This is a genomic window from Acinetobacter sp. TTH0-4 (assembly GCF_015602665.1).
GTDB lineage: Bacteria > Pseudomonadota > Gammaproteobacteria > Pseudomonadales > Moraxellaceae > Acinetobacter > Acinetobacter albensis.
The window spans coordinates 512,631-525,412 of sequence record NZ_CP059079.1; the positions used below are offsets into that span (position 1 = coordinate 512,631).

A 12,782-nucleotide genomic window follows, 5' to 3' on the forward strand; every position below is an offset into this window, starting at 1 on the left:
TCCATGCGCCTCCACAAGAATTTTATGACCTTATCTATTTTTGCAGTTGTTGCACCTTCTGTTTTTGCCGATAGTTCTGCTCAGAATCAACAATTAGAAACCATACAATTACAAGCACACCCTTTGGTTCAATCGGCTGCAGATTTTGCTGTTGCAGATCATGTTGTAGAGCATCAGGTTTTAACTGAGCGTGGAGCGACCATTGGCGATGCTTTAGCCGATGAGTTGGGGGTCTATTCTAATCAATATGGTTCGGGTTCAAGTCGACCCGTGATTCGAGGTCAAGATGGGCCAAGGGTAAAAGTTCTACAGCATGCCTCAGAAACGGCCGATGTTTCAGCTTTATCTCCTGATCATGCTGTAACAGTCGATCCAATTATAGCCAAACAAGTTGAAATGATTCGAGGGCCTTCAACTTTATTGTATAGCGCAGGCACAGTCGGTGGTTTGGTCAATGTCACGGACAATAAAATTCCGACTCAAATGCCAGAAAAAGTTATCGAGGGGCAGGCAGGGTTTCGTTATAACTCAGGCAGTGATGAAAAATTAGCCAGTGCTGGTGCCACTGTGGCTTTGGGTCGTCAAGTCGCACTACGTGTAGAAGGGTCTAAACGCGATGCCAACAGTTATATTGTACCGAACTATTTTCATGAGCATGATGGTGAGTTAGAAAAAGAGCGTCGCATGGATAATACTTTTGCGAAAGCTGAAACGGTAAATGTGGGTTTATCCTGGATTCACGACCGAGGCTTTAGCGGTATTTCATATAGTAATCGTCAAGATCAGTATGGTTTGCCGGGACATAGCCATGAATATGAAGATTGTCATCCGCATGACAATGAACTTTTTTGCGGCGATCATTCAGGTCATACGTTAAACCATGATGGGCATGATCATGATGAAGAACACGCTCATGCCGCTGGGCCATGGGTCGATTTAAAATCAGAACGTTATGATTTCCGTACCGAACTCAGCGATCCGTTTGCCGGTTTTCAAAAGCTTCGCGCCCATGCCAGTTATACCGACTATAAACATGATGAAATTGAAGAAAATTCAGTCATGACCAATTTTAAAAGTCAGGGTTATGATGCACGTTTAGAACTGGTCCACAATCCTGTTGCGAATTGGGAAGGGGTAATTGGTGCTCAATATAACCAGCAAAAGCTGAATATTACTGGCGAAGAATCTTTACTTGATCCGACCAAAACCCAAAAGTGGAGCCTGTTTGCCTTAGAGCATAAGCAGTTTAATGATGTTCATGTGGAACTGGGCGCACGTTTAGATCAGCAGAAAATTGCTATTGATTCGAACAAAAAAGATTTTGATGATTATGGTTTCTCTTATTCAGGCGCCGTGAACTGGGAATTTGCACCGAGTTATAAATTGTCGCTGGTTGGCTCTCATCAAGCACGTTTACCTTTGGCGCAAGAACTATATGCCAATGGCAAACATTTCGCGACCAATACCTATGAACGCGGCAATGAAAACTTAACTGCGGAAAAATCGAACAATCTTGAGTTGGGTCTGCATTATGAACAAGATAAGTTAGACTACCATGTGCATATTTATCACAATTGGTTTGATAACTATATTTATGCAGCAACCACAGATCGTTATGAAAACTTCCGTTTAGTCGATTATACCCAAGACAAGGCAAAATTTTATGGGGCAGAAGCACAAGCGTCTTATGCTCTAACAGATGTGTATAAATTAAGTGTGTTCGGTGATTATGTGCGTGGTAAAATTGACAGTGAAAATGCACCACGCGTTCCTGCTGGTCGCCTAGGAACCAAAGTCAATGCCAGTTTTGATGATCGTTGGTCAGGTTTGGCTGAATACTATCATGTGTTTCAGCAAGAGAAGATTGCCAGTTATGAACAAGAAACGGATGGCTATAATATGGTCAATGTAGGCGTTTCTTATACAGGGCAGTATGCAAAAAACAACGACTATCGTGTCTATTTTAAAGCCAATAATTTATTGGATGATCAAGTCTATTCACATGCTTCATTCCTGTCGAATATTCCGCAAGTAGGACGTAATTTCACTGTAGGATTAGAATTTGCTTTTTAAGTTTAGTCATACCAAATAGCATGACTTTAAGTTGAAATCACAGAAAAGCGCTTGAAAAATCAAACCATAAAACCTAGTCTGATACTATTGGATTAGGTTTTTTGTTATGCGTATTTTTCAGCGAATTCATCAAAAATTAAATTGGTCACGTCGTCATTATGTGACTGTGATTGTCGGCTTACTGGCTTTGGGTTATCTCTCTTCAGCCCTTTATCATACGTATAAGCCTTTGCCTGAAGGTTTAAACTTTAAAGGCAAATTGCGGCATGCAGAAGTCAAATTTATTGCAGATCAAACTTATTTGGATGTGCAAGGCAAACAACAACAAAATCATCATATTTTTAATGAAATGTTAAACCTGATTGACGCAGCGCAAACGACCATTGTGCTTGATATATTTTTATTTAATCAAGAAGTCGGTGAGTCAAATCTGAGCCATCGGCCATTGGCTCAGCAGTTAACAGACGCCTTAATTTTAAAACGTAAAGTACAACCCAATATTGATATTAAGGTGATTACAGATCCAATTAACTCGGTCTATGGTGGTGTGGCTCCTGAACATTATCGTCAGTTACGTAAAGCGGGTATTGAAGTGATTGAAACTGATCTTAGACCCTTACGTGCATCGAATCCACTATGGTCTGGCTTATGGTATATCTGCTGTCAAGACATCGGTAATAATGCTGAAAAAGGCTGGCTTGCCAATCCTTTTGGTCATGAAAAAATTACTTTAAGAAGTTATTTAAATCTCTTTAACTTTAAGGCCAATCACCGTAAAACATTGGTGGTTGATACAGAAGAAGGTTGGAAAACTCTAGTCACTTCTGCAAATCCACATGATGGTAGTTCACGTCATTCTAATGTGGCCTTGGTGGTTGCAGGCAATACCGCGATTGATGTATTGAAAACTGAACAAACGGTGGGAAGAATGTCTAAAGGTGACATTCCAATGGTGGTTGTCGGGGAGTTTGAAGCTGAATCCTCTTTACCTCAAGTTCAAGTATTGACTGAAAAAGCGATTTATGAGGCTACTTTAAAATTAATTGAAACAGCGCAACCGCAAGATCAGATTGATCTGGCCATGTTTTACTTATCTGAACGTCACATTGTGAAAGCTTTAATTGCAGCACATCAACGTGGGGTAAAACTTCGAGTGTTATTAGATCCCAACAAAGATGCATTTGGACGTCAAAAAAATGGCATTCCCAACCGTCAAGTGGCGTCTGAATTACATGCTGCTGGTGTCGCTGTGCGTTGGTGCAATACTCAAGGAGAACAATGTCACAGCAAAATGATCATCAAACATGATGCACAGCAGGCAGAATTAATTTTAGGTTCAGCTAACTTCACTGCACGTAACATAAAAAATTATAATTTAGAAACTGATTTCCGTGTGATCGGAACATCAAAAGCGCAGGTTTTTAAAGATGCTAATCAATATTTTAATACCGCTTGGTCAAATTTAGACGGTAAAAATATGAGTGTGGAATATCGCACTTATGCAGATGAATCGAAACTTAAATATACGCTTTACCGCTTTATGGAATGGAGTGGAATCTCTACGTTTTAAAGATCAATTACGCTAAATTGCACCTGTTAAATATAAAGAAAACCCCACTTTAAAAAAGGGGGTTCATTGGATCAAAGGTTTGATTATTTTGAAGGCTGTGGATGAGGTGGAATCAGTTTATCCAAATCCGCATCTTTCATTTTATCCAAATCGGCCAAATCAGTTTTAATTTTCCATTGCTTTTCATCTTCAACAGGCTGCGGTAAGCGTGCTTCGAGCCAGTCACACACTACGTCAGGGCTAAAGTCAGGATGATTACATTGAATCACCCATGCTAAAAAATCTTTCGCTTCACCATTCATGTAGGGTGGAGGAGATACGGGGAGGAATTGTGTAGGTAATCGTTCATTTTTAGAAATGTAATTCAAAACATGACCCAGTTCTTGAACCGTTTGCCAAGCAAATGGATGTTCAATATTAATCTGAAATTTAAACCACCATGCATGCTGACCATCTGACCCATAAGCATCAATTAAAGATTCTTGTACGCTGGGTACTTTACAAAAAAATTGATGGAGGCGATCAAAACTTAAATCAGTCACGCTGTGTCATCCAGTAATAAAAACAAGAGGGAAGTATAAACCCGATCTTTGGCGTGATGTATATAAGGATGAAATTATATAAAATTTTCATTTACAAAACGTTGCACTAGATGGTTTTTTATTCAATTTTTATTCTCATCTTCGGCTTAAAATAGATGTTAAATAAATGATGTGATCAATAGGGTGTGGAGGTTGTTATGAGAACTGCAACTTTAGCGATACTGAGTGGGATGATACTTTTAGGGGCATCTTTACAGGCTCAAGCAGAAAATCAGTGGTCAAAGTATCAAGGGGTTGATAGCAAAAAATATCAGCACAAACCTAGTTATCCTCAAAATAGCGCTCCATACAGCAATAATTTACAACATCATCGCCCTTATCCTCAACCATTCGCACGCCCGTATCCATCTCGCCCACGACCGAATTATTCTCCAACCATCCAAAATGGCGTGAGTATTCAATATCAGGCACCAACCATCATTAACCAACACTCTCAGAGTTATCATTGGGTGAATGGCGACCCCAATACAGCCCGAATTGAGAGCTCAAATGCGATTTTAATTACAGATTGGCAACGTTTGGGTTTACCTGCACCACCGACAGGCACCTATTGGACTTATGAACAAGGTCGCTACGTTTTGGTGCCCAATCGTTAGTCGTGATCGGGCATTTGCCTTTTTATCTCCAGCATAAAAAGCATTGGTGTTTAACGTATTCAGCCAAATGATAAGCCTATATTATGCCAACTCATCATCTTGTGGACGCGGTGTTTTCGCTTCAACCAAGGGTTTTTCACTATGCTTATCTCGAATGACTGAGGGATAATTCCAAGATGCAAAGCGCACCACTAAAATGGCAAAGGCAAGAATTAAAATTGAGCCAGTAATAATCACCAAATCCATATCAGCTTTATGGTCGTGCTGGATGTCTGAAATCAGCAAACGGGTGAGTGCTGTAATAGCGACATAAATCAAAAATCGTACTGGCATATGATTGGTTTTGAAATAAATTCCGACCATTGCTCCCAGTTCTAAATAGATAAATAATAATAAAATGTCATCAATAGTGGCATATTGTTTGACGGTTAAAATATCAATAACGGTATGAACAGCTGACCATGCCACCATACAGCCAATAATAAATAGGGCGATATAATGAAAAGTTTCGACGGCTAAATTGCCTAATTTATCGAGGAATGTTTCAATCATTTCAACTTTTGGATTTCGCTTCGTCATAGTTTATTCACTTGTGTATTACGCCATTTATATTCATTAAAACGCATGCAAATTTCATGCACATGAATACCAGACAATAAAAAAAACATCATTCAACAGGAGGTGGAGGACGAATACGCGCAATAAAAAACGCCTGCATTTGCAGGCGTTTGATGTCATTTTATTTTAAGATTGGTTTGTGAAGTAGTCTTCAGAGAAGTTCATAATTACTTCTGCGCCCGCTTTTACTTTATGAATGCGCATATCCAGTTCAGGCAAAATACGTTGTACAAAATATTGTGCAAGCGCCAGTTTATTTTGATAAAAATCACCTTCTTTGGCTTGAGCAGCATTCGCAATTTTTGCAAACATATAAGAGAAGCTGAGAAGACCGACCGCGTGTAAATAATCTACTGCGGCTGAATTCGGAAACTCAGCATTTTCACGCGCAGCTTCGATAATATACTCAGTTACTGCTTCAACTTCAGTTGCTGCATCAAGTGTCGCATCTTTAATAAAGTTAAGCGTTGCATCTAAACCATTGGCAAAATCGCGAATTTCAGTAATATATTCCGCCATAAAAGTACCACCGCATTTAATGGTTTTACGACCAATTAAATCTTGCGATTGAACGCCATTGGTTCCTTCATAAATTTGTGAAATACGAAGGTCACGTACACATTGCTCCATTCCCCATTCACGAATATAACCATGTCCACCAAAGACCATTTGTGCATCAATGACTGCATCAAATGCGGTATCAGTTAAATAGGCTTTGGCCACTGGCGTCAGCAGGGCTACACGATTATTTGCAGCTTTTACCGCTTCGGCATCAGTAGAGAACTTGGTAATATCCAGTTGTTGACCGACATAAACGGCAAATGCACGCGATGCTTCATTATTTGCTCGTGCATTTAACAACATACGACGCACATCGCCATGTACTAAAATGCTATCTGCTGCTTTTGCAGGAGATTTAACCCCAGTTGCACTGCGTCCCTGAATACGGTCAGTGGCATACTGTGCTGCATTTTGATACGCAAATTCAGATGCACCTAAACCTTGAAGGCCCATAGATAGACGTTCGTAGTTCATCATCACGAACATGGCAGCCAAACCTTCATTTTCTTTACCAACAAGATAGCCTGTTGCACCATCAAAGTTCATCACGCAGGTCGCGGAGGCTTTAATCCCCATTTTGTGCTCAATAGAACCTGGACCTGCCGCATTGCGTTCCCCTACAGTACCATCTGCATTGACGATAAATTTAGGCACGATGAATAAGGAAATACCACGTGAACCTGCAGGTGCATCAGGTGTTTTTGCAAGAACTAAATGAATAATGTTTTCAGCTAGATCATGATCTCCACCTGTAATGAAGATTTTAGTTCCTGTAATCGCATAAGTACCATCAGCATGAGGTTCAGCTTTGGTTTTGATAATCCCCAAGTCAGTACCTGCATGAGGTTCTGTTAGGCACATCGTCCCCGACCATTCACCTGAATAAATTTTCGGCAAATAGGTTTGTTTTTGTTCTTGAGATGCATAACTATTTAATGCCATACCTGCACCGACAGAAAGCAGCGGGTAGAGCAGAAAAGATGGATTGGTCGCGAATAGCATTTCATCAGCAAGCACAGTCAGCATTTTTGGCATGCCTTGACCGCCCCATTCTTCATCTGCACCTAAACCAATCCAGCCGCCATCTGCATATTGTTTAAAGGCTTCTTTAAAACCAGCAGGTGTAGTGACCTGACCATTTTCAATTTTTGCGCCTTCTTCATCACCGCTTCGGTTCAGTGGTAAAGTCACATTTTGTGCAAACTTTGCCATTTCTTCAAGAATAGCTTCAGCTGTTGCTGCATCTATGTGAGCAAGGTTTTCATTGGCTTGCCAGAATTGCTCTGCATTAAAAACATCATTTAGGATAAATTTCATATCTGCAAGCGGTGCATTATAAATTGGCATTGTTTTTTACCTATGTTGTGCGTGTACTAAATAATGAATAAAACGCAATGTCACGTTGTATCGAATGACATAAATGTAGCATTGATTGCATAAAAAAAGGACGGTCAAAACTGACCAGTCCTCCTTTGTTAATTTATCGTTGCAAGCAACATTAAATTATGATTAAAACGCGAAATGTTCAGCATCTAAAGCCAGTAATGGCTCTACACCACCTGCAATCACGTCCACATGTGAACGTACACGTGGCAAAATTTTCTTGAAGTAGAAACGAGCTGTAGTCACTTTTGCATTATAGAAATCAACGTCTGTTGTCCCTTCAGCAAGTTTTTCTTGAGCGACCAAAGCCATACGTGCCCAAAGGTAAGCCAATGTCACATAGCCTGAGAAGTAAAGATAATCTACAGCAGCAGCACCCACTTCATCTGGGTTTTGCATGGCACGCATGCCAATCTGCATAGTTAAATCACCCCATTCTTTGTTAACAGCAGCCAACGGTGCAACAAACTCTTGCATTGCCGCGTTATCTTTATTGCTTTCAACAAATTTATGAATGATTTTGGTGAAATCTTTGAGCATTGCACCTTGAGTACCCAAAACTTTGCGACCCAACAAGTCCAGTGCCTGAATTTCAGTAGTGCCTTCGTACAAGCAGGCAATACGGGTATCCCGAACAATTTGTTCCATACCGTGTTCTGAAATAAAGCCGTGACCACCAAACACTTGAACACCGTGTTTTGCAGACTCAGAGCCAGTTTCAGTCAAGAAGGCTTTTGCAATTGGAGTAAGCAGGGAGAGAATATTGTCAGAAGATTTACGTTCTTCCTCCGTTGCTCCTTTTTCTACCACATCCGCATGTAAAGACAACAAGTACACCAATGCGCGTGCGCCTTCAGCAAAAGATTTTTGCGTTAAAAGCATGTTACGCACAGCAGGATGGACAATAATAGGATCTGCTTCTTTTTCTGGGGATTTAACACCAGAAAGTGAGCGCATAGCTAAACGGTCTTTTGCATAGGCAAGAGCCCCTTGGAAAGCACCTTCAGAGGCTGCAAGACCTTGTACCGCTGTACCAATACGTGCAGTGTTCATAAAGGTGAACATACAGTTTAGACCACGGTTTTCAGGTCCAATCAAGAAACCTTGAGCTTTGTCAAAGTTAATGACGCAAGTTGCATTGCCATGGATTCCCATTTTGTGTTCAATTGAACCACAACGAACGGCATTGCGTTCACCGACTGAACCATCGGTGTTTAAATTGAACTTAGGTACAATGAATAATGAAATCCCTTTGGTGCCCTTAGGCGCACCTGGTAGACGTGCAAGAACAATATGAATAATGTTCTCAGCCATATCATGTTCACCCGCAGAGATAAAAATTTTCTCGCCAGTGATTGCATAGCTACCATCTGCATTCGGTTCAGCTTTGGTACGAATAATCCCTAAGTCAGAACCTGCATGTGATTCCGTCAAGCACATGGTGCCTGTCCAAACCCCTGAAACAAGGTTGGGTAAATAAGCATCTTTTTGTTCAGCAGAACCGTGGTGTTCTAAAGTACGTACTGCACCATGAGAAAGACCCGGATACATACCCCAAGCCCAGTTTGCAGTACCCACCATTTCTGAAATAACGTTGCCTAAAGAGACCGGCAAAGCTTGGCCACCGTACTGCTCTTCCGCAGAAAGAGAAGGGAAGCCCAGTTCGATATATTTTTGATAGGCTTCTTTAAAACCAGTAGGGGTTGTTACAACACCATCATTCCAAGTACAACCTTCACGGTCGCCTGCTTGGTTAATCGGAGAAAGTTCATTTTCACAGAAATCAGCAGCAGCTTCTAAATATTGATCAACCAGCTCACGGCTTACGGTGTCTTGAAAGGCAGGAAGTTTTGCATAATGTTCTTCAGCATTTAATAATTCATGTAGAACAAATTGCATATCACGTAAGGGCGCTTTGTATTGTGGCATATCATTTTCCTCAATACTGGTTTAACCAGCTTATAATCTTAATAAAAATTTGAAACATGCCTAAAAGGACACGTATTTCTATGGCTTAATCGTGCAACATCTTCTGGTTTGGTACAAGCGTTTGCATGCTTTTTCTTGGTGACTGTAAAGTCAAAGATTTATAACTTGAAATAGCTAAGTATATTGAGTGTAAATGCTTTTCTGTTTTTTTGAATGTGATAAATAGTCAAATACGTAAATTTTTATGTCCAATAAAAAAAGGCGCATTTATGCGCCTTTACATATTTGAATTCAATTTTTATAGCATTGCTTTTGCGCTAGGCGAGTGATTGGCCGTAGGTTTTGACTGGAAACGAACTTCACATTTCCCATTAATCGTTTGCGTGTTCAATTTGACCTGAACGGTCTTGCCATGAGTTTGACCCTGACACGCTTTGAATAAGGCTTGTTGTTTCGCTTGGCGTTCAGCTAAACGTTGATCAAACTGCTTGGTCAATTCGGCTCGTTTGGCATCAGTAATCGGTTCACCGCGTTGCAGATGAATGGAACCAGTTTGATCAGCACGCATTGAACGGTATTCGCCTTTTATATGATGTTTTTGTCCATGCTGTTTCATGGCTTTGTGATCAGCTTTAAATGTCATGGCACATGTACCATCCAACGTTTTATCGCCTGCTTTAATTTGCACGATTTGTCCGGCAGCTTTGCCATCACACGCTTTTTTAATTTGCTCGAAAACTTGTTTACGTTCACCCCGTGCTTGGCGGAATTGTTCGCGTTGCTCAGTTGTAAGTTTATGCTCATGTTTCGATGAATGATCTTTCATCATACGCGGATGATGATTTCCTTTGGCCGAATCGGTAGATTGGCAGGCTGTTAATGCACCGATACTGACGATACTGGCACCCACTAAAGCAAGTTTTGTCATGGTATTCATTGTTTTTATCTCGAATGAAAAATAATATAAATAGATGAGTTAAAGAATAAATAATAATGATGAAGAAACAATGAAGAGTTTTTTAAGACAGGGTTCGCTACAATCATAAACTGAGAAAAATACTGAGACCTTGCTTTTGAATATTCGCCGTATTCCAATTGCCCTACGCTTATTTTTGACGGTACTGCTGAGTACATTAGTCATTACCACCATTAGTTTGGGGGTGCTGCATTGGACCATGCAAAAGAATTTTGCCAAATATGTGGCCGATGTTGAAATGCAAAAGCTGGATCATGTCATGAATAATTTGGCAGGGGTGTATACGGTTTATCATGACTGGGGCAATGCCATTCAGGCACAAATTCTTCAAATTGAAGGTAAAGCTGATCCAGATGATTATGACAAGTTATCTCGGTGGTGGTTGCGTCGTCAGTACGATATTGCGTTGCAACAACGATATTTTCAAGATAACTCAATCTTGAATGTATCTCCCAACTTAGACAAAACTGGACAACCTAAGCCGATTCTAGATGAAGCAGAGCTTAAGATGATTGAGTTGAACTTACCCTCAGAATATCAGCCTTTCGAGGGACTCAAGTTTCCTTTAAGCTCCAATAAGAATATGTTTCGCTCGGATAAAAAAGCGGAACAGCCATCGCCTGAAGCCATTCCAAATCAAAACAAAAAAAAGCAGTTTATTTCTTTGCCTGACCGTTTAGGCCTCAGTTCACGATTGTCTTTGTATGATGCCAATAAGCAATTTGTGGTGGGTGAACCTTCAGATATTCCAGTGTCTTATCGCCCCATTTTAGTCGATGGAAAAGTGGTTGGTTATTTGGGCTTAAAGCCAGTGCTTGATCAAGATGATGCCCTAAGTATTAATTTCTTTAGTAATCAAAAACGTTATTTATTATTGGTTTATGCTTTAACCTTTTTAACCAGTTTAATCGCGGCTTTGTTGCTTGCCACCTATTTTAAAAAGCCGATTCAACGCTTGCTCAATGCAACCCGTGAATTGACCAAAGGGCATTATCAGCATCAGGTCAAAATCAATCGTAATGATGAATTGGGTGATTTATCCAATGAAATTAATCAACTGGCTATTATTTTAGATCAGCATGAACAATCACGCCGTCAGTGGGTAGCTGATACTTCACATGAGTTAAAAACCCCACTGGCTGTGTTGCAAGCACAAATCGAAGCGATGCAGGATGGTATTCGTAAACCCACCCCTGAGCATTTTGAGTCGATGCTGCGTCAAGTGACCAGTTTGAAAAAGCTGACACAGGATTTGGCTGATTTAGCGCAAGCTGAAGCACAGCAATTGACCTGTTATTTGGCTGATGTTAATCCATGGCATGTGGTGTTACAGGAAGTTGAAAACTTTAAACCTAAATTTGCCCAAGCTGATTTAGCCATTTCTATTCAAGGCACTGGCGCAAATTTACAATTAGATATAGATCGCTTTAAACAAATTATGGTCAACTTGCTGGGCAATAGTATTCGTTATACCGAAGCGGGTGGAAAAGTACATATTCATACACAACAAACCGCAACGGAATGGAGTGTGATTGTAGATGATACGCCACTGGGTTTAAGTGATGAGCAGTTGACGCGTTTAGGCGAACGTTTCTATCGAGTTGATGATTCACGAACGCGCAGTACAGGTGGCACAGGTTTAGGTTTGGCATTATCTGTTAAAATTACCCAAGCATTGGGTGGGAAATTAAGTTTTGAACATTCTCCATTGGGTGGTTTGCGATGCAGACTCACTTTTCCAAAACAATTAGATTCATAAGGAATTAGATTCATGAAACATGTCATGCTGGTTGAAGATGAAGTTGAACTTGCACAATTGGTGCGAGATTATCTGGAAGCTGGAGGGTTTGAAGTCAGCATGTTTCATGATGGCCAAGAAGCCTATGAGAGCTTTATGCAGCGTAAACCGAGCTTAATGATTTTGGATTTGATGGTGCCGCGTATGGATGGTCTGACCATCTGCCGTAAAGTACGTGAACAGTCAGATTTACCGATTATTATGGTGACTGCACGAACCGAAGAAATTGACCGTGTCTTGGGTTTAAATATGGGTGCGGATGATTATATTTGTAAGCCTTTTAGCCCAAAAGAGCTGGTGGCGCGTGTGCAGGCGGTATTACGACGTTTGGATCGTCAAGCTGAACCTGAGCAAAATAGTCTATTTCGTATGGACAAAGCCCAGCAACGGATTTGGTATCAACAAAAGACTTTAAATTTAACTCCAACGGAATTTCGTTTATTGGAATTATTTCTTGAACATGTGGGGCAAGTCTATTCACGTGCGCAATTGCTTGATCATATTAATCCAGACAGTTTTGATGTTGCAGACCGTGTCATTGATAGTCATATTAAAAATTTACGTCGCAAAATTTCTGATGCTGCAGAAACGGGCAACCGTCATGAATGGATTCAGGCCGTTTATGGGGTAGGTTATCGATTTGAATATCCTGAAGATTGATCGCCTTTAAAGAAGA

The 12,782-nt window shown here is 40.5% G+C and carries 10 protein-coding genes; 5 read left to right on the top strand and 5 right to left on the bottom strand.

The genetic code is table 11. The features are described 5' to 3' along the window. Positions 1 to 3 precede the first annotated feature (3 nt). Positions 4 to 2,073 carry a zinc piracy TonB-dependent receptor ZnuD gene (znuD, locus tag H0S58_RS02450; RefSeq protein ID WP_195727038.1) on the top strand — a complete coding sequence of 690 codons (2,070 nt, stop codon included), beginning with the start codon at positions 4 to 6 and terminating at the stop codon, positions 2,071 to 2,073. A 106-nt stretch (positions 2,074 to 2,179) separates the two neighbouring features. Beyond that, positions 2,180 to 3,643 (top strand): phospholipase D family protein, encoded by a 1,464-nt coding sequence (locus H0S58_RS02455; RefSeq protein WP_195727039.1) that lies wholly within the window; start codon positions 2,180 to 2,182, stop codon positions 3,641 to 3,643. A gap of 83 nt (positions 3,644 to 3,726) precedes the next feature. On the opposite strand, the gene H0S58_RS02460 is transcribed toward H0S58_RS02455, so the two are convergent. Then, positions 3,727 to 4,185, bottom strand: a complete 459-nt coding sequence (locus tag H0S58_RS02460; protein ID WP_195727040.1) for a hypothetical protein — start codon at positions 4,183 to 4,185, stop codon at positions 3,727 to 3,729. Positions 4,186 to 4,382: 197 nt separating this feature from the next. On the opposite strand from H0S58_RS02460, the gene H0S58_RS02465 reads away from it, so the two are divergent. After that, positions 4,383 to 4,841, top strand: a complete 459-nt coding sequence (locus tag H0S58_RS02465; protein ID WP_195727041.1) for an RcnB family protein — start codon at positions 4,383 to 4,385, stop codon at positions 4,839 to 4,841. 81 nt (positions 4,842 to 4,922) lie between these two features. On the opposite strand, the gene H0S58_RS02470 is transcribed toward H0S58_RS02465, so the two are convergent. From H0S58_RS02470 to H0S58_RS02485, 4 genes are all read right to left on the bottom strand, one after another. After that, on the bottom strand, positions 4,923 to 5,420 hold the full coding sequence (locus H0S58_RS02470; RefSeq protein WP_053579635.1) for a phosphate-starvation-inducible protein PsiE: 498 nt from the start codon (positions 5,418 to 5,420) through the stop codon (positions 4,923 to 4,925). Between the two features lie 165 nt (positions 5,421 to 5,585). After that, a complete protein-coding gene (locus H0S58_RS02475) occupies positions 5,586 to 7,367 on the bottom strand; it encodes an acyl-CoA dehydrogenase C-terminal domain-containing protein (RefSeq protein WP_195727042.1) in 1,782 nt (593 codons plus the stop codon). Between the two features lie 162 nt (positions 7,368 to 7,529). Next, complete coding sequence (locus H0S58_RS02480; RefSeq protein ID WP_053579637.1) at positions 7,530 to 9,332, bottom strand: acyl-CoA dehydrogenase C-terminal domain-containing protein; 1,803 nt, start codon at positions 9,330 to 9,332, stop codon at positions 7,530 to 7,532. 298 nt (positions 9,333 to 9,630) lie between these two features. Then, complete coding sequence (locus tag H0S58_RS02485) at positions 9,631 to 10,269, bottom strand: hypothetical protein (protein ID WP_195727043.1); 639 nt, start codon at positions 10,267 to 10,269, stop codon at positions 9,631 to 9,633. A gap of 136 nt (positions 10,270 to 10,405) precedes the next feature. Between H0S58_RS02485 and baeS the strand changes: the two genes are divergently transcribed. Next, on the top strand, positions 10,406 to 12,067 hold the full coding sequence (baeS, locus tag H0S58_RS02490) for a sensor histidine kinase efflux regulator BaeS (RefSeq protein ID WP_195727044.1): 1,662 nt from the start codon (positions 10,406 to 10,408) through the stop codon (positions 12,065 to 12,067). 12 nt (positions 12,068 to 12,079) lie between these two features. Next, on the top strand, positions 12,080 to 12,766 hold the full coding sequence (locus H0S58_RS02495) for a response regulator (RefSeq protein ID WP_053579640.1): 687 nt from the start codon (positions 12,080 to 12,082) through the stop codon (positions 12,764 to 12,766). The last annotated feature ends 16 nt before the right edge of the window (positions 12,767 to 12,782 follow it).

Excerpts from the sequence above, each read along its gene's own strand:
- znuD (WP_195727038.1), top strand. The coding sequence starts at position 4 with ATGCGCCTCCACAAGAATTTTATGACCTTATCTATTTTTGCAGTTGTT.
- H0S58_RS02455 (WP_195727039.1), top strand. The coding sequence starts at position 2,180 with ATGCGTATTTTTCAGCGAATTCATCAAAAATTAAATTGGTCACGTCGT.
- H0S58_RS02465 (WP_195727041.1), top strand. The coding sequence starts at position 4,383 with ATGAGAACTGCAACTTTAGCGATACTGAGTGGGATGATACTTTTAGGG.
- H0S58_RS02470 (WP_053579635.1), bottom strand. The coding sequence starts at position 5,420 with ATGACGAAGCGAAATCCAAAAGTTGAAATGATTGAAACATTCCTCGAT.
- H0S58_RS02475 (WP_195727042.1), bottom strand. The coding sequence starts at position 7,367 with ATGCCAATTTATAATGCACCGCTTGCAGATATGAAATTTATCCTAAAT.
- H0S58_RS02480 (WP_053579637.1), bottom strand. The coding sequence starts at position 9,332 with ATGCCACAATACAAAGCGCCCTTACGTGATATGCAATTTGTTCTACAT.
- H0S58_RS02485 (WP_195727043.1), bottom strand. The coding sequence starts at position 10,269 with ATGAATACCATGACAAAACTTGCTTTAGTGGGTGCCAGTATCGTCAGT.
- H0S58_RS02495 (WP_053579640.1), top strand. The coding sequence starts at position 12,080 with ATGAAACATGTCATGCTGGTTGAAGATGAAGTTGAACTTGCACAATTG.